Here is an 18,594-nt window from a genome sequence, read left to right as displayed (position 1 = left end):
AGGCTGTGAAGGAGCAGGAAATCACACGATATCTGCACTCACGCTATGGCATGATGCTGATGATGGCCGCAGCCGTCATCGGCACCATTATTGCCTATCGCAACGGCGACATCGTCTACATAACGGGTAACAACGGATTCGGACTTCCATCGGCCAACGAATGGATCACCGACCGTTACGCCTCGCTGTGGGCCGGAATCGCCGTCAATGTGCTGCTCGCCCTGCTCCTCTCCTACATGAACAGGCGATTCAACGTGCTGCGCACAATGTCACACCTGTTTGTGGGCATGTTCATGATAATGCAGGGGGGACTCCCCTCCATCATGGGACAGTTCTACGACGGCACCGTCATGTGTGCGATATTACTCTTTGCCATAATACCACTCTTCTCAACCTTCCAGAATCCCGATCTCACGCGCCGCATATTCCTCACTTTCTTCCTCATCAGCATAGGCTCGCTGACAAGTTACGCCTATGCCATATACATTGTGGCCTTCCTGGTGGGATGCCTGCAGATGCGCTCGTTCACAATGCGCGGACTGATGGCGGCCACTATCGGCATCGTAACGCCCTATTGGATTCTGTGGGGATTCGGCATCATATCGCCGTCCAACTTCACGCTACCCGAGTTTGTGAGTCTGTTCAACGCCCTTGAAGGACGCGAGCTTGCACAGATTATCGTCTACACGGGCGTGACGCTGTTCCTCGGATTCGGGTTCGGCACACTGAACCTCATGCGAATCTACCGTTACAACGCCCGCACACGCGCCTACAACGGGTTCTGGCTCGTAGTGTCGCTGATTACGGCTGTGCTCATTTTCGTCGACTACAACAATCTCATAATCTATCTGCCCATACTTAACTGCTGCTCGGCCCTGCAGATAGGCCACTTCTTCAGGTTTAACAACCAGCTGCGCAGTTACATTCCCATCCTCTGTATAATAGGAGCCTACACCGCGCTCTACATCTGGAGCATATCTATATGAAAGTCATAATCGAAAACAAGATACCCTTCATCAAGGGGCTGCTTGAGCCCATTGTCGACAACGTGACCTACCTGTCGCCCGACGAAATCACCAACGAAGCGTTACGTGACGCCGACGCGCTGATAACGCGCACACGCACACGATGTGACGCCCGGCTGCTCGACGGCACCGCGTGCAAGTTCATAGCCACCGCCACCATAGGCACCGACCACATCGACCTAGACTACTGCAAGGCCAACGGCATAACCGTGGCCAACGCTCCGGGATGTAACGCTCCCGCCGTAGCGCAATACGTGTTCGGCTCCATCGCCATGTGGCGTAAGGCAGTCGATGACCGCCGCCCCCTGTCGTCGCTCACCATAGGCATAGTGGGCGTGGGCCACGTAGGCTCAATCGTGAAGCGATGGGCACGGCAGTTGGGAATGAAGGTTCTGCTCTGCGACCCTCCGAGAGCCGAGCGCGAAGGCGACGCGATGTTCACCGACATGGCATCCATAGCACGCCTGGCCGATGTGATAACATTTCACACACCCATGGCCCGACAGGGAGCGCACCCCACCTTCCACCTGCTCGACGGCTCCTTCACAGCTGAGCTTGGCCGCAAGCCGCTTGTCATAAACTCCTCGCGAGGTCCCGTGACCGATACCCAATCGCTGATCGACGCACTCGACAGCGGCGCGATAGGTGCCGCAGCCATCGACTGCTGGGAAAACGAGCCGACAATATCACGCCCTCTCCTTGAAAAAGCTCTCATAGCCACCCCCCACATAGCGGGATATTCACGCGAAGGCAAAATACGCGCTACCACCATGGCGGTAAACGCGCTCACTGCCCACTTCAACCTCCCCCAAGTTGTGATGCACGAAAAAGTCGCTCCCGGCGCAGCCGAGAGCGTTACATTGGAAGCCATAGCCGAGAGCTACACTCCGGCAGCCGACACTTTGTCGTTGAAGGAAAATCCCGAGAAGTTTGAGCAGCTGCGCAACACCTACGATTACCGTCACGAAGTGATGTGATCGCGGTAGTGCTTCACCACATCGTCGATTGAGATTCCGAGTATATCCATTTCCCTGAACACATCGTCGAGCGTGTCATGGAAAAACTCGTCACGACGCTCCTCGACGATTATGTCACGCGCGTCGGGCGACACAAAGTAACCCAAGCCGCGCTTCACATAGATTATCTCCTTCATCTGCATATACTCGTAAGCCTTTATAACAGTGCGGTTATTGACAGCAAGCTCAACCGAAAGTTCCTTTATCGAAGGAACTCGCCCGTCGACAGCCCACTCTCCCGACATGATGTTGCCGAAACAGTAGTCAATTATCTGCTTATATATCGGTTTATTGTTCTTGAAGTCCATTGACTGTTATATTTGACGATTGCTTATCACCTTATGGGTGCGATATAGTACAAAGATACTACAAATAAGCAATATAACCCCAAGTACTATGAAGAAAGATTCCATACCTTCAGTCACCAGCTTCATGACGCTTTCGACATCGCTGCTGCTTTTTTCCCAGAATCGTCCGTAAATGGCCATAACCATACCGTAGATGCCTCCTACGAAACTCATCGATATAAGTGCAACAACCGACCAAACCATACCAAGCAGTATGCGGTTGGTTGTGCGCTTCATGACAACATAGAGGCACACCGATATCGGAAACAGGTTTTCGATAATTGTAAACCCGTAGGTAGAAGCGGAAAGACTGCTACGTAACGCCAAAACACGCGCTATGTCGGCATTATCCTTAAGCATGTCACATGGCATGCCCCAAAAAACGGGAAGATAGAGAAGTATAGGAACCACAATGCATACATAGCCTATGATGAATGTCGACTTTTCGGCACCGGTAGCCGGCAGCACGGTTTCAACATCAAGTCCGTTGCGTGACGCAAATATCGTGGGCGCAAACACAAGCATCATCGACAATGCCCCGTTAACAGCCAGGAACAATCCATAGCCCAGTCCTGCTACTCTTTCCGATAGTATCACAATCACCATCCCCAAAATCGAAAAAGCGGGATAGATTATCAGCTGCTTCTTTATATAAGGAAAATAGAAGCGGGCCACGCGGCCTACCCTTCTCCATGAAAACGAATCCATGCAATCACATTTAGCGTCCATCTCGGTTAATCATTTAGAAGTTTTACAATATTGTCACGCGCGTCGGCGTTCATCAACGCCGAGTAGAGCAGCACATAGTCGATGTCGGTATCGGTGTCGCCGTCATTTTTCACGATGGCGTTGAATCGTCCGGCAACACGCTCGATGTAGAGCGCACCCACCGGCGGCTCCGAAGCGCTCACAAAGGCAATGCGGCCGAGAATCTCGTCGACAGTCGACGCCACGAGGAGTTGTCCGTGATTCAGCACCAAAAGCCCGTCAAATAGGTTCTTGAAATCCCACACGGTGTGGGTCGACACGATTATCGTCTGCTCCTCGGTGATGTTCTCTACGATTATCTCCTGCAACAGTTTCTTCGACGATATGTCGAGCCCGTTGGCCGGTTCGTCGAGAAGGAGCACCTGTGTGCGCAGCGAAAGAGCATAGGCAAGCTGTGCCTTCTTGCGCGTTCCGAGCGACATGCCGTCAAGGCGCTCCGCCGGGTTTATACCAAAACGGCCAAGTATGTCGGCAAGCAGCTGAGGGTCAAAGGTCGGGAAAAATTGAGCGTGCATCTTCACAAACTCGTCGATCGTGCGCCCCGGAAACGGCATGTTGTCGCCAAGGAAAAATATCCGCTGCATGTCGGAAGGGCGTCGCGCCGCTATCGGGTCGCCGTTGAGCAAACACTCACCACTGCCGGGATAGAGCAATCCGGCCATCAGGTGCAGCAATGTCGTCTTTCCGGCTCCGTTCTCTCCAAGGAGCAGATAGACACCCCCGCCAATCGAGGCCGAGGCGTTGGTCAACGCCTCGGCACCCTTGCGGTAAGCAAATTTAAGCCTTCTCAGTTCTAACATGTAATGTGATTTTTTAACTACAAGTGTAAGTATGAATTGTAAGTATGAAGCTGTAATGTCATTTATTTAACCGGAGTCACGGTGTAACCGGCATCCTGAAGCTGCTTGATGAGTCCGCGCTCGCCCACGAGATGACCTATACCCACGGCTACCATTATCGATTCGTGGCCCACGGCATCCTTGATGGTCTTGATCCAGTTGTCGTTGCGGTCATAGAGCATGTGCTTTGCAGTTTCCTCGTCCATGCCTATTTCAGGGGCAAACATCACCTTCTCTATAGCGGCAAGATCGCCTTCGGTGTAGGCGCGTGCCAATTCTTTAACATGGCCTATGGCCTCTTCATCGGTACGTGCTGCCTTGAGAAGTCCCTCGGCTTGGTCGGCGATGGGGTCGCCAAACAGCAGATTCATCTGGAATTCAACTGTTTCAAAGTCCTTGATGGCCTTGCCAAGTTCCTTGGCCTTCAGCTGTACCGTCTGGTCGAGCTGCTGCGAAGCGTTGAAGCCGGGGAAAGCCACCATGTTTTGGAACATTGCTATCTGAGTGGCAACCATCGAGGGCTTAAGCATATTGAGTTGGTCAAGCGTAGCCATGCCGCTGGTATATTTCTTCAACACGGCATTTATCGAGTCATACTGCTCAGTGGTGTAAAGCTTGTTGAGAGTACTGTCGGCAGGTGCCATGGCCAGCGACAAAATCGACTGCTGGGCCTCGGGCGATACCATGAGAGCCATGTCGATTTCACCGTAAACGGCATCGACTCCTTTCAAAGCGTCATTAAAGCCGGGGGTCTTGTCGAGCATGTCGACGGGTGCCACGTGGTGAGTGCCGAAGAGATAGGAATCGCCCTTTACTCCGTTGCCTGAAACTTTCCATAACAATTGTGCGTTGCAGCTCATCGATGCTACAATCACTGCTAATGTCAAAAATAACTTTTTCATATTGCTATATAATTAATGTTTATAAGTTCAGCGTAATGTAGTAGTGTAGTCATATACATCACTACCACACCGCAAAGGTATATCCTTTATTTCACATCTCCAAATTTTTTCTAATTTTTTTTAATACATAGCATGAGCGGGTGAGGTTATTGGGCAGCTAACCCAGAATATACCCAAACGTGTATCCACCACGCGAGAGGCCTAATTGTAAAAATCAAGCACTTATTCACGTTAATTTGGTTAATTTGTGTTAAAATTTTTTTGGGGGGGGGGTATTTTTTAACGTAAATTTGCATCGCTACAAAACCAATCAGCATTAAAGGCCTAATCAACCAGGTTCTAATGCCCCCAAAACAAACGAAAGTTTAAGTTATCCTTAAATATCAGGTCAAATTAATTCCTTAAATTACCAAATGACATTCAACAGAATTCTTGTGGCCACATTGTTGGGAATGGCTCTCGTAACAGGAGCTCCCCACGTAAATGCGGCGGGTCAGCCCCAAACGGCGACCGACACACAGCAATCCCTGGTAACAGCCACGGGCACAGTGTTTGATTCATTCGGCGATCCGGTACTCGGAGCCACTGTACGAGAAAAAGGCAATCCAAGCAATGCTTGCGCCACCGACCTCGACGGTAACTACACCTTAAAGGTGCGCCCCGGTGCGGAACTCGAAATCTCCTTCGTGGGATGTGAAACTGCAGTTTTCAAGGCCGGTGAAGGCGTTGAAACAACCCTCAAAGAGGACTCCCATGTACTTGACGATGTTGTCGTAGTGGGATTCGGTACTCAGAAGAAAGTAAACCTTACCGGTGCTGTGGGCGTAGCCACATCCAAGGACATCGCAGCCCGCCCGGTAAAGAACGCAACCGAAGCCCTGCAAGGTCTTATCCCCGGTCTTCAGCTCACACGTAATGCAGGTGATGTTGAAACCAACATGTCAATCAACATTCGTGGTGTCGGAACAATCGGCGAAGGTTCAAGCGGAGAGCCGCTCGTGCTCATCGACGGTATGGAAGGCGACATCAACACCGTCAATCCCCAGGACATCGAAACCATTTCGGTTCTTAAGGATGCGGCATCTTCTTCAATCTACGGTAGCCGCGCTGCCTTCGGTGTAATCATGATTACCACCAAGAAGGGTTCGGAAGGCAAAGTTGTCGTAAACTACAGCAACAGCTTCCGCTGGGCATCGCCCATCGGCATGCCGTCGAGCATGAACAGCTACGACTTTGCCAACTACTACAATCAAGCCAACAAAAATGCCAACAAAGGTGTCATCTATTCCGATGAAGTAATGCAAAAAATGCTTGACTTCCAGAAAATGGGCGGCAGCAATATGGGTGGCCTTCCCACTAATGGCGAAGTATGGGGAAAGCCTGCAGGCGACCCGTTCACAGCAGCTTACGCCAATACCGACTGGTACTCCGAACTATACCGTGACAATGTCTTCTCGCAAGAGCACAATGCAAGCGTAAGCGGCGGTAATGGCAATGTCAACTATTTCGCGTCAATCGGCTACCTCGACTATAACGGTATGCTCCGTCACGGTCACGACGGGCAGAAGCGCTACAACGCAGCCGGCAAATTCTCGGCAAAGCTCGCCTCTTGGGTGACATTCAACTACAGCGCACGCTTTGTTCGCACCGATACCGATCGTCCCAATCGATTCGGAAACGGATTTTATGAAATGATTGGTCGCCAGACATGGCCCAATCTCCCCGTTTATGACGAAAACGGCTACTACTTCAACTCCAACGCCGACACACCTGCTATGCAGCTTGCTCTCGGTGGAATTCGCACCAAACAGCGTGATCAACTCTATCAGCAGGCCGCAGTAATTATCGAACCCATCAAGAATTGGTTTACCCACGTTGAGTTCAACTACTCTACCGACAACGACGAAGTACGCCAGACCAATCTTCCTTACTACAATCACAAGGTTAACGGCGACATCGACAACACCAACGGCACTTCAAGCCTCTACCAGAGCTTGATTAAGAACAACTATATGAACTGGAACATCTACAGCGACTACAGCTGGACAATGAACGAGAACCACAACTTCAAGGTTATGCTCGGTTTCCAGTCCGAAGAGATGCGTCAATCTTCATTCTGGGCTCGCGGTTATGGCCTTCAGGACGAGGAGCTCCCCGAACTTGACCTTATCACCGGCCTGCAAGGCAACGGTAAAGAACGTAATCCCGACATAGGCGGTTATCGCAACCAATGGTCTATTATGGGCTTCTTCGGCCGTGTCAACTACGACTACAAGGGTCGTTACCTTATTGAAGGCAATATCCGCTACGACGGTTCATCACGTTTCCGCTCAGGCCGTCGCTGGACATGGGCTCCTTCATTCTCTCTCGGTTGGAACATCGCCCAGGAGGAGTTCTGGCGTGACTTCACTCCCTACTGCAACCTCCTGAAGCTCCGTGCATCCTACGGTAGCCTCGCCAACCAGAATACCAAGGTGTGGTATCCTACCTACCGCACAATGTCAATCGGCCAGGCCAACGGGTCATGGCTCATCAACGGCAAGCGTCCGGCTACCACTTGGGTAAACGGCCTTGTAAGCTCGGCCCTTACCTGGGAAAAGGTGCGCACATGGAACATAGCTCTTGACTGGGGCTTGTTCAACAACCGACTCACAGGTACATTCGACGCCTTCATCCGCTACACCGACGACATGGTGGGTCCCGCAGTACAGCTGCCCGCAACTCTCGGTCTTAATCCTCCCTCGGCCAACAACTGCGACCTCAAGACCAACGGATGGGAACTTACCCTCGCATGGCGCGACCGCACCTCATTCGGCCTCAATTACGGAGTATCATTCAACCTCTCTGACGCACGCACCTATATCCGCCATTATCCCGGCAATGCAACTCAGTCTATATGGAAATATAATAACGGCCGTGAAATCAACGAAATATGGGGATTTGAAACCGTAGGTATTGCCAAGAGTCAAGCCGAGATGGACGCCCATCTTGAAGCTGTTGGCGGACAAACTGCAATAGGCAGCAAATGGGCTGAAGGCGATATAATGTATGCCGACCTTGACGGAAATCCCGGTATAACCCGTGGTGCCGAAACTCTTGATGACCACGGCGACTTGAAGGTTATCGGTAACTCAACTCCCCGTCTGTTCTACGGTATCGACCTTAACGCAAGCTACAAGGGCTTTGACATCCGCGCATTCTTCCAGGGCGTAGGCAAGCGTGACTTCTTTGCCGGTACTCCTATCTTCTGGGGTGTTTACGGCGACCAATGGTGGTCAGCTGCTCTCGGAGAGCATCAGGACTACTACCGTTCCGAAGACATAGGTCTTCCCGACCGCATAATCCCGGCCAATACCGATGCCTATTATCCTCGTCCTATATTCGACGACACCAAGAACCAACAGACTCAGACCCGCTATCTTCAGGATGCATCCTACATCCGTCTGAAGAACCTCCAGGTAGGCTACACCATTCCTCAGGAGTTGAGTCGCAAGTTCTTCGTTCAGAATCTACGTCTTTACGTATCGGTCGACAACCTTTGGACGCACACCAAGCTCTCAAAGTTGTTTGATCCCGAAACAATCGGCGGCGGTTACAACGGCTATGGTAACGCATATCCTCTCACCCGTACATGGGCATTCGGATTATCACTTACTCTCTAATCATTAAATCATAGAAACAATCATGAAATACAATAAAATATCATACCTTTCAGTGGCATTGGCCATGGGTGGCATGATGGCATCTTGCTCCGACTTCCTCGATAAAGAGCCGATGTCACAGATTTCGCCCGAAAAATACTACTCTACTGAAGCTCAGATTCAGGCTGTGGTACTTGATGAGTATCCCAATACTCTTCCAAGCCATGGCAACTGGAGCTACGGCCTCTTCAACGGCGACGGAAACACTGATAATCAAGTGTATGACAACGCCGATTCAAAATATACAACCGACCAGTGGCTCGTAGCCAACACCCACGGAACATGGAGCTTCACCCGCATCTACTACATCAATTTCATGCTCTCAAACGCGCTTGCACGTTACGGGGAGGACATTAACGGATCAGAGAACACTATCAGCGGTTCTTTACCCGACATCAAACACTTGCTCGGCGAAGGCTACTTCCTCCGTGCCTATCAGTACTTCAGCCGCCTGAAGACATTTGGCGACTTCCCCATCATCACCGAGCCGCTGCCCGATGACATGGCCACCCTTACCGAGGCCAGCAAGCGTCAGCCCCGCAACATGGTGGCCCGCTTCATCCTCGAGGACCTCGACAAGGCCGCCCTGTTGATGAGCGAGAAAAACTATAGCTCACAGCGCATCAACCGCGACCTCGCTCTTCTCTTCAAGTCACGCGTGGCTCTCTACGAGGCCACCTGGCTGAAATACTTCAAGGGCACTGCATTCGTGCCCGGCGGTGAAGGATGGCCCGGAGCAAGCTACAACCCTGATTTCGCTTATCCCTCAGGCTCAATCGACGAAGAGATTAAGTTCTTCTTCCAGCAGGCTATGGCGGCTGCCAAAGAGGTAGGCGACAAATATGTCACCAGCCTCACAGCCAACACCGGTGTACTGCAGCAGTCGGCCGACGAACCCGCCAACCCCTTCTATGAAATGTTCTGCGATGAGGACATGTCAAAATATCCTGAAATTTTGTTGTGGCGCCAATATGCACGCGGCCTTGTAACTCACAATGTCAATGCAGCGGCCGGCCGTGGTAATCAGCGCATGGGCTTGACCCGCGGTTATGTCAATAACTTCCTCATGGCCGATGGTACTCCTGTCTACACCCATGGAACCTATGCCGACGGCGACGGATATTACATGGGCGACAAGACTCTTGCCGATGTACGCGTAAATCGCGACTCTCGTCTTAGCATATTCCTTAAGGAACCCGGACAGAAAAACATTCTTTATGAGGTAAACAACAATGAAGGTACCGAAGTCGTGATGATAGAACCCAACCCGCTAATTGTAACCGGCGATAACGAACGTGGTTACGTGACCGGTTTCACACTGCGCAAGGGTGGTAACTTCAACCGCAAGTACTACGCCAACGGCGGCGGCTATACAGGCGCTCCCTGCTTCCGTGCCGTTGAGGCCCTCCTCAACTACATCGAGGCTTCCTACGAGCTCAACCACACAATCGACGGCACAGCCGACACCTATTGGCGTGCAATACGCACACGTGCAAAAGTAGATCCCGACTACAACAAGACCATCTCGCTCACCGACATGAACAAGGAGGCCGAGAACGACTGGGGTGCCTACAGCGCAGGCGCACTGTTGACCGACCGTACACTCTACAACATCCGTCGCGAGCGTCGTTGCGAGCTCCTCTCTGAAGGATTCCGTGACGCCGACCTCAAGCGCTGGCGTTCTTATGAGCAACTCATCAACAACCCCTACCACATCGAAGGAATGCACCTTTGGAACACCCCCATGGAGGATGCCTATGTTAATGAGGAAACCGGTAAGTCGATTCTCATATATGACGATCCCAATGCCAATGTATCGTCACCATCAAAGAGCGAATACCTCCGCCCATTTGAGCGTGTTTCAACACAAAATGCCTACAACGGCTGCACATGGCGCATGGCTCACTACCTGAACCCGCTGCCCATCAACGAGCTTATGCTCACCTCACCCGACGGAGCAAGCCCCTCGGAATCGGTACTCTACCAGAATCCTTACTGGCCCCTCGTTGCAGGAAAGCCGGCTGAAAAGTAATCCTCAGGCAATTCCAAATATCAGAAAACAGGTAATTAAGATTAGTTTATAACAGGTATTCCCGGCAGGGGCGCGAACTTAGGTCCGCGCCCCTGACTTTTTCAGCCCGTTACAAACCAAAAAACGGCACAAAAACGGCTAAAACACATTTCATGAATTGCAAATTAGGAGGGCAAACGCTATCTTTGTGTCTTAGTAACAACAATAACCCCAATGATTATGGATTTTGCTGACAAGTGCTACCGCGTATTCGACGACACTACACGACTCTATCACGAGCATGACAATGTTGACGCCAAGGTAGACAACCCCTACGAGAACGGCTCTATCGAGCACACACTCTTCGCCAAGAACTGGATCGATGCCGTGCAATGGCATCTTGAGGATATCATACGCGACCCCGAAATCGACCCTGTGGCCGCCCTGGCCCTGAAGCGTCGCATCGACCGCTCCAATCAGGACCGCACCGACATGGTTGAGGAGCTCGACACCTACTTCCGTGAAATCTACAAGGATGTGAAGCCCCTCGACGGCGCGACAATCAACACCGAAAGCCCCGCGTGGGCTCTCGACCGCCTGTCGATTCTCGCCTTGAAGATCTATCACATGGAGGTGGAAGTGGCCCGCACCGACGCATCGCCCGAGCACATAGCCAAGTGCCAAGCCAAGCTCAATGTGCTGCTTGAACAGCGCAGCGACCTCATCACGGCCATCAATCAGCTCCTCGACGACATTGCCGCCGGACGCAAGTACATGAAGGTCTACCGACAGATGAAGATGTACAACGACCCCGACACCAACCCGGTACTCTATGCCAGCAAGTAACGGGCTGCCCAGGAATCTGCTCGTGGCGCGTTTCTCGGCGCTCGGCGATGTGGCCATGACCATTCCGGTGGTCTACTCGGCATGTCGCTGCAACCCCGACACGCGCTTCATCTTCATAACCAAGCCGGTACAGGAGTCGCTCTTCATCAATCCCCCCGAAAACCTCGTGGTGATAGGGGTCGATGTGAAAAACGAGTACAAGACCCCGCGTGACCTGTGGCGACTCTTCAAGGAGCTTCGCGCACAATACTCGATCGACGCCTTTGCCGACCTTCACGGCGTACTGCGCTCATTTTTCCTGCGCGCAGTGTGTACGCTGCACGGCATGAAGTGCCACTCGATACACAAGGGACGCATGCACAAGCGCGCACTCACCCGCTCGCGCAACAAGGTGATGCTGCCGCTCATCTCGTCACGCGCACGCTACCGCGAAGTATTCTATCGGTTCGGATTTGCCCTTGAGGATAAATTCACCAGCCTCTACGGCTCGGGCAAGGGCGACCCCGCAATGTTTGCCGACATAACGCCGCCTAAGGCCGAGGGTGAACGCTGGATAGGCATCGCCCCGTTTGCCAAGCACAAGGGCAAGATATATCCTCCCGAACTTATGGAGAAAGTGGTGGCCGAACTGGCTGCCATGCCTTCGACCAAGATATTCCTCTTCGGCGGAGGCGACTATGAGCGCAAGATTCTCGGCGAATGGGCGTCGCGCTACAACGGAGTGACATCGCTCGCCGAGTCCCGTCACGGATTTGCCGTCGAGCTCGCCCTGCTGAGCCATCTCGACACGATGGTGTCGATGGACTCGGCCAACATGCACCTCGCCTCGCTCGTCGGGGTGAGAGTGGTGAGCGTGTGGGGCGCAACCCACCCCTACTGCGGATTCAAGGGCTTCAGGCAGAAAGAGGCCGACATCGTGCAACTGCCCATGACCTGCCGCCCCTGCTCGGTGTTTGGCAACAAGCCATGCTCACGCGGCGACTACCACTGCCTTGCCGGCATACCCCCGCAAATGATAGTAAACAAAGTAAAATCAATAATTCCCCCGTCGACCCCAAATGAGTGAAGACTTTGACATACGCGCCTCGCAGAGCGGCAAGGACCGCGACTCCGACTTTGAAAAGGCGTTGCGTCCGTCGGAGTTTGACTCGTTCAGCGGTCAGGACAAGATAATCGAGAACCTGAGGGTGTTTGTGGCGGCCGCCCGCATGCGAGGCGAGTCGCTCGACCACGTGCTGCTGCACGGCCCTCCCGGCCTCGGCAAGACTACCTTGTCGCAGATTGTGGCCAACGAGCTCGGCGTGGGCATAAAAATCACGTCGGGCCCCGTGCTCGACAAGCCCGGCGACCTTGCCGGCATACTCACCTCGCTCGAAGAGAACGATGTGCTCTTCATCGACGAGATTCACCGCCTCAGCCCCATAGTCGAGGAGTATCTCTACTCGGCCATGGAGGATTTCCGCATCGACATCATGATCGACAAGGGGCCGGGTGCGCGCTCGGTGCAGCTGAGCCTGTCGCCCTTCACGCTCATCGGAGCCACCACGCGAAGCGGACTGCTCACATCGCCCCTGCGTGCCCGATTCGGCATAAACTGTCACCTTGAGTACTACGACCACGAAGTGCTCGAGCGCATCGTGTTGCGTTCGGCGCGTCTGCTCGGGGTGAAGTGTACGGCCGAGGCGGCCCACGAGATTGCGTTACGCAGCCGCGGCACACCTCGTATTGCCAACGCGCTGCTGCGCCGTGTGCGTGACTTCGCGCAGGTCAAGGGCAGCGGAGTGGTGGAACCCGATATAGCACGTTACGCGCTTGAGGCGCTGAACATCGACCGCTATGGCCTCGATGAAATCGACAACAAGATTCTCACAACTATAATAACCAAGTTCAAAGGCGGCCCCGTGGGACTCACCACAATAGCCACCGCACTGGGCGAGGATCCCGGAACCATCGAGGAGGTCTATGAGCCGTTCCTTATCAAGGAGGGATTCATCAAGCGCACTCCGCGCGGACGCGAGGTAACCGAACTTGCATGGATACATCTCGGACACTCGCCCGAGGGACGGGGCATGGGTTCGCTCTTCTGATCCGCGTCACCCGGGCAAGGCCCTGAAACCCTCTCTCCCCTACACGATTCACCAACGTATATAGTAAGCAATGGCAGGAATTAAAAGTTTGGTAAAGGATACGGCAATCTATGGATTGAGCAGCATAATCGGACGCTTTCTCAACTGGTGCCTTGTGCCGCTGTACACCTACATGTTTGTACCGGCCGAATATGGAATAGTCAGCTACCTCTACAACGCTGTGGCGGTGGTGCTGATAATAATCACCTACGGCATGGAAACGGGATTCTTCCGGTTTGCCAATCACGAGCGTTACTCCAATCCCGACGAGGTCTACTCCACATCGCTTGTGTCGCTCGGATTCACCTCGACGATGTTCTTCGCCGCCGTAATGATTTTCCTCTCGCCCATCTCCGAACTGCTGATGTGTGCCGGCCACAAGTCCTACGTGTGGACGCTTGCCCTCGCGGTGGCCATCGATGCCTACACATCGCTCCCCTTCGCCTACTTGCGTTACAAGAAACGCCCCCTCCGCTTCGCCACTATAAAGCTCATCAACATAGGGCTTAACATAGGGCTTAACCTATTCTTCCTGCTCCTGTGCCCCAAGATCATGAACGTTGCGCCGTGGCTCATCGACTGGTTCTATGCGCCCGACTACGGCATAGGCTACATCTTCACCGCCAACCTCATCGCATCGATTGCGACACTACTGCTCCTGCTGCCCGACACGGTAAATGTGCCGCTGCTCTTCAATGGCCGCCTGCTGCGTGAGATGCTCCGCTACTCGTGGCCGCTGCTCGTGCTGGGTGTGGCCGGAATAATGAATCAGACCATCTCCACGCTTCTGTTCCCCGATCTGTTTGACGACAAGGCCGAGGCTATGAGGCAGGTCGGCATCTACAGCGCCAACTACAAGATAGCGATAGTGATGGTGATGTTCATCCAGGCTTTCCGCTTCGCCTACGAGCCCTTCATATTCGCACAGAACCGCGAGAGCGGCGACAGCAAGCTGCAGGCCTACCGCGATGCCATGAAGTATTTCATCATATTCGCGCTCTTCATCTTCCTTGGCGTCATGTTCTATCTCGACATAATAAAGTACTTCATCGACAAGAACTACTTCTCGGGACTTAAAGTTGTGCCGGTGCTCATGATGGCCGAGCTCTTCTTCGGCATATTCTTCAACCTCTCGCTGTGGTACAAGCTCACCGACAAGACCGTTTGGGGCATGTGGTTCTCGCTGCTCGGATTGCTTGTGACGGTAGTACTCAACGTGCTGTTTGTGCCGAGGTTCGGTTATATGGCTTGCGCCTGGGCCGCATTTGCAAGCTACGGTACAATGATGCTCACAAGCTACTTCATCGGACGGTCGAAATATCCCATAGGCTACGACATAAAAGGCATCTTCAGCTACTTCGTCATAGCAATCGTGCTCTATGTCACGGCCTCGCTTGTTAAGATAGAACCCGAATGGGCCCGGCTGTTGTTCCGCACTGTGCTGCTCGTCGGCTATGTCTACATCGTGTGCCGACGCGAGTCCATCAATCCGCTTGCAATCCTGCGCCGCAACCGGCCTGTAAAAACACCGACAAATAAATGATGTAATATGACAAACTTCAATCTCCAAAAACTCAAGACAAGCCTTTTCGGCTACTTCGACCTGACGGGATTCCTCATTCCGCAGGAGGAGGCTGAAACCGAAATACGCGAAGGCGTGTCATTTCGCGGCATCAACATCATAATCCTGATTGTGGCCATATTCATAGCGTCACTTGGATTGAATGTCAACTCTACCGCTGTCATAATAGGTGCGATGCTCATCTCGCCGCTCATGGGCCCTATAATCGGCATGGGACTTGCCGTCGGCATTCAGGATTTCGAGCTTATGAAGCGTTCGTTCCGCAACCTGTTCATGGCTACGATGTTCAGTATCGCCGCATCATGCATCTATTTCCTCATTTCGCCGGTAAACGAAGGTCACAGCGAGCTGCTTGCGCGCACATCCCCGACAATCTACGATGTATTCATAGGCTTCTTCGGCGGAACGGCTGGCATCCTCGCCATAGGCAGCCGCGTCAAGGGCAATGTGATTCCCGGTGTAGCCATAGCCACCGCTCTTATGCCGCCGTTGTGTACCGTGGGCTACGGACTCGCCACAATGCAGTGGACCTACTTCATCGGAGCATTCTACCTCTTCTTCATCAACTCGGTGTTCATCGCCTGTGCTACGACACTCGGCGTAAGGCTCATGAAATACAAGGTAAAGGACTTCGCCAATTCCGAGCGCGCCCGCAAAGTGCGCACTACAATCTACACAATAGCGTTCCTGACGATAATTCCGGCCGCCTACCTAACCTACAACATGTTTAAGGAGAACAACTTCATGTCCAACTGCAATAAGTTTGTCGACAACGAGTTCACCTTCCCCGACACTCAGGTGCTCAGCTTCAAGCCATCCTACCACAACGGCAACGGCACGCTCACCGTCAACCTCATCGGACGCACCATTCCCCACGACTCGCTCATGCTCGCCATGACCGACAAGCTGCCTCAGTATCATCTTGCCGGGACAAAGCTAAAAATAAGCCAGGGCTACAACAGCAACACTGAATTTGACGCCGCCCAGGCCACATCAACAATGCTGCGTGACATGTATCAGGTGACGCAGGCCACCATAACACGACAGCAGACGACAATCGACTCTCTGCGTAACATCAACGCGCAAATAGCACGTAACGACTCCATGGGTGCCGTAATAGCGCCCGAACTGAAAGTGCTATTCCCGCAAGTGCGTGACATTGCCGTGACGCGAGGCATCGTCAGCAACGTTTACGACGGAAAACTCGACACCGTAAACCTCGCCCTCGTCCAGTACAACGCCGCAATGTCGTCGGCTCAGGCCAAGAAATTCAAGGAGTATCTCGAAGCCCGACTGCAGATAAAGGACATCAACATCGTGTTGAACACCTCGCTCCCGTCGAAGAAAAGATAACGCGCAATGAAGGTCGTAATCGTCAACAACAGCGACTCGCTCGGAGGTGCCGCGATAGTGTCGCGACGGCTCATGCATGCCCTGCGTGACGCAGGAGTCGACACTCGCATGCTCGTGTTGAACAAGAGCACCGACGACCCCGCCGTGGCACAATGCTGCGGAAAGACTCGACGATTTATCGACTTCGCCCTTGAGCGACTGCGCATAATGGCAGGTAACGGTTTCAATCGCCGTGACCTTTTCAATGTGTCGCTGGCCGACACGGGATGTGACATCTCCCGACATCCCTGGATACGCGAAGCCGACATCGTCGCACTCAACTGGATAAACCAGGGCATGCTCTCGCTCGCCGACATCAAGCGGCTGCACCGCGCCGGAAAAAAGATTGTGTGGACCATGCACGACATGTGGTGCCTCACCGGAGTGTGTCATCACGCCCACCGGTGCACCCGCTACACCGATCGCTGCGGACATTGCCCCTACCTGCATGACGGACGCCGCGACCGCGACCTGTCGCGCACGGTGTGGAAGCGCAAGTCACGCCTCTATGCGTCGGTCCCCATTCACTTTGTGCCGGTGAGCAACTGGCTCGCGGGAAAGTGCCGCGAAAGCTCACTGCTGCAATCGGCCGATGTGACGGTAATTCCCAACGCTTTCCCCACAGCCGACTTCAATGTCACGCCGTCACGCCCGGGCGACAAGCTGCCCGTCACTCCCGGCCGGAATATCATACTGATGGGTGCCGCACGCCTCGACGATCCCATAAAGGGGCTTGACTACGCTATCGACGCGCTCAACATCATAGCCCGCGCCCATCCCGAGGTTGCAGCCGAGTGCGAAGCCGTGTTCTTCGGGGCGATACGCAACCCGCAACTGCTCGAACGCCTGGAATTCCCCTATCGCCACCTTGGCATGATAACCGACAGCCGGCTTGTCAGCGACCTCTATGCAGCGTCACGCATCATCCTGTCGACATCGCTCTACGAAACATTGCCCGGAACCCTCATCGAGGGCATGGCCGGAGGATGCATTCCCGTGTCATTCGCGCAAGGAGGACAAGCCGACATATTCACCCACCTCGACACCGGCTACATGGCGCAGTACAAGTCGCCGCAAAGCGTGGCCGAGGGCATCCTGTGGGCATTGAAGCACGACATAACGCGCAACCGTCTACATGACGAGGTGGTGACGCGCTTCTCGGCCGAGGCTGTCGCCCGACGCTACATCGCTCTTTTTAACCGAATACTTCAGCACTAATAGGCTCCCCGATTGTTATACAACAATAAGATATTCAATACATCATGGTAACCATACTTTTTCACTCAACCATATTCGGCCCCATACACAGTCGTCGCCTCGGCTCTTCGCTTGGAGTGAACCTGTCGCCCAACGACGGCAAGATATGTTCATTTGACTGCGTTTACTGCGAAGCCGGCTATAACTCACAAGGCCCCGGCACAACGGGATTCCCGGCACGTGACGATGTAAAGAAGCAGCTTGAAGAGAAGCTGAAATCCATGTCACAGGCCGGCGACCGACTTGATGTGATAACATTCTCGGGAAACGGCGAACCCACCCTGCACCCCTGCTTCGAGGATATAATAAACGACACCATCGAGGTGCGCGACCGTTACTACCCATCGGCCAAGGTGAGTGTGCTGTGCAACTCAACGCGCCTCGACCGTCCCGATGTAAACCGCGCCCTGAGGCGTGTCGACAACTGCATCCTCAAGCTCGACTCGGCGCTTACTCCCACAATGAGGCTCATCGACCAGCCCGGCTCGCCGCAGTTCACCTGCGAACGCCTCATACCCCAGCTTGCCCAATTCGGCGACCAATGCATAATACAGACCATGATGCTGCGCGGCAACCACAACGGAAAGCACATCGACAACACTACTCCCGAAGAGATCGACGCGCTTATCGAGGCCTACAAGACAATACGCCCCGCCGAGGTGATGCTCTACTCCATCGACCGCGCAACACCCGAAAGCGACCTGCAAAAGGTGGAGAAGGACGAACTTGAAAAAATTGCCGACCGCATGCGCGGCGAAGGAATAAAAGTACAGGTCAGCTGA

Annotated in this window: 15 protein-coding genes; 11 read left to right on the top strand and 4 right to left on the bottom strand. The window is 53.4% G+C overall.

Going from position 1 to position 18,594, the window contains the following annotated elements; translation table 11 throughout:
- Positions 1-5: 5 nt before the first annotated feature.
- Together E5354_RS08230 and E5354_RS08225 are read left to right on the top strand one after the other, a co-directional pair.
- Positions 6-986 (top strand): hypothetical protein, encoded by a 981-nt coding sequence (locus E5354_RS08230; protein WP_135947165.1) that lies wholly within the window; start codon positions 6-8, stop codon positions 984-986.
- The gene (locus E5354_RS08225; protein ID WP_123394986.1) at positions 983-2,002 is read left to right on the top strand and encodes a 4-phosphoerythronate dehydrogenase; all 1,020 of its coding nucleotides are present in this window, start codon (positions 983-985) and stop codon (positions 2,000-2,002) included. Before E5354_RS08230 ends, E5354_RS08225 begins: the two co-directional genes overlap by 4 nt.
- Here E5354_RS08225 and E5354_RS08220 read toward each other — a convergent pair.
- The 4 genes from E5354_RS08220 to E5354_RS08205 all read right to left on the bottom strand — a co-directional run bounded on the left by E5354_RS08220 (position 1,987) and on the right by E5354_RS08205 (position 4,897).
- Positions 1,987-2,349: a GntR family transcriptional regulator gene (locus E5354_RS08220; RefSeq protein WP_123394985.1), complete on the bottom strand. Its 363-nt coding sequence runs from the start codon at positions 2,347-2,349 to the stop codon at positions 1,987-1,989. The genes E5354_RS08225 and E5354_RS08220 overlap by 16 nt on opposite strands.
- A gap of 6 nt (positions 2,350-2,355) precedes the next feature.
- Positions 2,356-3,096, bottom strand: coding sequence for a hypothetical protein (locus E5354_RS08215; RefSeq protein WP_135947164.1), 741 nt, complete (start codon positions 3,094-3,096; stop codon positions 2,356-2,358).
- 26 nt (positions 3,097-3,122) lie between these two features.
- Positions 3,123-3,956: an ABC transporter ATP-binding protein gene (locus E5354_RS08210; RefSeq protein ID WP_123394983.1), complete on the bottom strand. Its 834-nt coding sequence runs from the start codon at positions 3,954-3,956 to the stop codon at positions 3,123-3,125.
- Between the two features lie 62 nt (positions 3,957-4,018).
- Entirely contained in the window at positions 4,019-4,897 is an 879-nt protein-coding gene (locus tag E5354_RS08205) for a TraB/GumN family protein (protein ID WP_123394982.1), read from the bottom strand.
- A gap of 413 nt (positions 4,898-5,310) precedes the next feature.
- On the opposite strand from E5354_RS08205, the gene E5354_RS08200 reads away from it, so the two are divergent.
- The 9 genes from E5354_RS08200 to E5354_RS08160 all read left to right on the top strand — a co-directional run bounded on the left by E5354_RS08200 (position 5,311) and on the right by E5354_RS08160 (position 18,594).
- Positions 5,311-8,559, top strand: coding sequence for a SusC/RagA family TonB-linked outer membrane protein (locus tag E5354_RS08200; RefSeq protein ID WP_246863772.1), 3,249 nt, complete (start codon positions 5,311-5,313; stop codon positions 8,557-8,559).
- Between the two features lie 22 nt (positions 8,560-8,581).
- On the top strand, positions 8,582-10,630 hold the full coding sequence (locus tag E5354_RS08195; protein ID WP_135947163.1) for a RagB/SusD family nutrient uptake outer membrane protein: 2,049 nt from the start codon (positions 8,582-8,584) through the stop codon (positions 10,628-10,630).
- Between the two features lie 219 nt (positions 10,631-10,849).
- Complete coding sequence (locus E5354_RS08190) at positions 10,850-11,455, top strand: DUF4254 domain-containing protein (protein WP_135947162.1); 606 nt, start codon at positions 10,850-10,852, stop codon at positions 11,453-11,455.
- Entirely contained in the window at positions 11,442-12,521 is a 1,080-nt protein-coding gene (locus E5354_RS08185; RefSeq protein ID WP_168353855.1) for a glycosyltransferase family 9 protein, read from the top strand. Before E5354_RS08190 ends, E5354_RS08185 begins: the two co-directional genes overlap by 14 nt.
- A complete protein-coding gene (ruvB, locus tag E5354_RS08180; protein WP_135947161.1) occupies positions 12,514-13,542 on the top strand; it encodes a Holliday junction branch migration DNA helicase RuvB in 1,029 nt (342 codons plus the stop codon). The genes E5354_RS08185 and ruvB overlap by 8 nt, the downstream gene beginning before the upstream one ends.
- Before the next feature lie 70 nt (positions 13,543-13,612).
- On the top strand, positions 13,613-15,124 hold the full coding sequence (locus E5354_RS08175; RefSeq protein ID WP_135947160.1) for a lipopolysaccharide biosynthesis protein: 1,512 nt from the start codon (positions 13,613-13,615) through the stop codon (positions 15,122-15,124).
- 6 nt (positions 15,125-15,130) lie between these two features.
- Positions 15,131-16,516, top strand: a complete 1,386-nt coding sequence (locus E5354_RS08170; RefSeq protein ID WP_123394977.1) for a DUF389 domain-containing protein — start codon at positions 15,131-15,133, stop codon at positions 16,514-16,516.
- Between the two features lie 6 nt (positions 16,517-16,522).
- Positions 16,523-17,773, top strand: a complete 1,251-nt coding sequence (locus E5354_RS08165) for a glycosyltransferase (RefSeq protein WP_123394976.1) — start codon at positions 16,523-16,525, stop codon at positions 17,771-17,773.
- A 44-nt stretch (positions 17,774-17,817) separates the two neighbouring features.
- Entirely contained in the window at positions 17,818-18,594 is a 777-nt protein-coding gene (locus E5354_RS08160) for a radical SAM protein (protein WP_123394975.1), read from the top strand.

This window comes from Muribaculum sp. NM65_B17 (genome assembly GCF_004793735.1).
Lineage (GTDB): Bacteria > Bacteroidota > Bacteroidia > Bacteroidales > Muribaculaceae > Muribaculum > Muribaculum gordoncarteri.
Note: the sequence above shows the minus strand (reverse complement) of the source record. Positions and strands in the feature narration are given on the sequence as shown.

Bases quoted from the DNA above. Each gene is read 5' to 3' on its own strand.
- E5354_RS08225 (WP_123394986.1), top strand. From the start codon at position 983: ATGAAAGTCATAATCGAAAACAAGATACCCTTCATCAAGGGGCTGCTT.
- E5354_RS08220 (WP_123394985.1), bottom strand. From the start codon at position 2,349: ATGGACTTCAAGAACAATAAACCGATATATAAGCAGATAATTGACTAC.
- E5354_RS08215 (WP_135947164.1), bottom strand. From the start codon at position 3,096: ATGGATTCGTTTTCATGGAGAAGGGTAGGCCGCGTGGCCCGCTTCTAT.
- E5354_RS08210 (WP_123394983.1), bottom strand. From the start codon at position 3,956: ATGTTAGAACTGAGAAGGCTTAAATTTGCTTACCGCAAGGGTGCCGAG.
- E5354_RS08205 (WP_123394982.1), bottom strand. From the start codon at position 4,897: ATGAAAAAGTTATTTTTGACATTAGCAGTGATTGTAGCATCGATGAGC.
- E5354_RS08200 (WP_246863772.1), top strand. From the start codon at position 5,311: ATGACATTCAACAGAATTCTTGTGGCCACATTGTTGGGAATGGCTCTC.
- E5354_RS08195 (WP_135947163.1), top strand. From the start codon at position 8,582: ATGAAATACAATAAAATATCATACCTTTCAGTGGCATTGGCCATGGGT.
- E5354_RS08190 (WP_135947162.1), top strand. From the start codon at position 10,850: ATGGATTTTGCTGACAAGTGCTACCGCGTATTCGACGACACTACACGA.
- E5354_RS08185 (WP_168353855.1), top strand. From the start codon at position 11,442: ATGCCAGCAAGTAACGGGCTGCCCAGGAATCTGCTCGTGGCGCGTTTC.
- ruvB (WP_135947161.1), top strand. From the start codon at position 12,514: ATGAGTGAAGACTTTGACATACGCGCCTCGCAGAGCGGCAAGGACCGC.
- E5354_RS08175 (WP_135947160.1), top strand. From the start codon at position 13,613: ATGGCAGGAATTAAAAGTTTGGTAAAGGATACGGCAATCTATGGATTG.
- E5354_RS08170 (WP_123394977.1), top strand. From the start codon at position 15,131: ATGACAAACTTCAATCTCCAAAAACTCAAGACAAGCCTTTTCGGCTAC.
- E5354_RS08165 (WP_123394976.1), top strand. From the start codon at position 16,523: ATGAAGGTCGTAATCGTCAACAACAGCGACTCGCTCGGAGGTGCCGCG.
- E5354_RS08160 (WP_123394975.1), top strand. From the start codon at position 17,818: ATGGTAACCATACTTTTTCACTCAACCATATTCGGCCCCATACACAGT.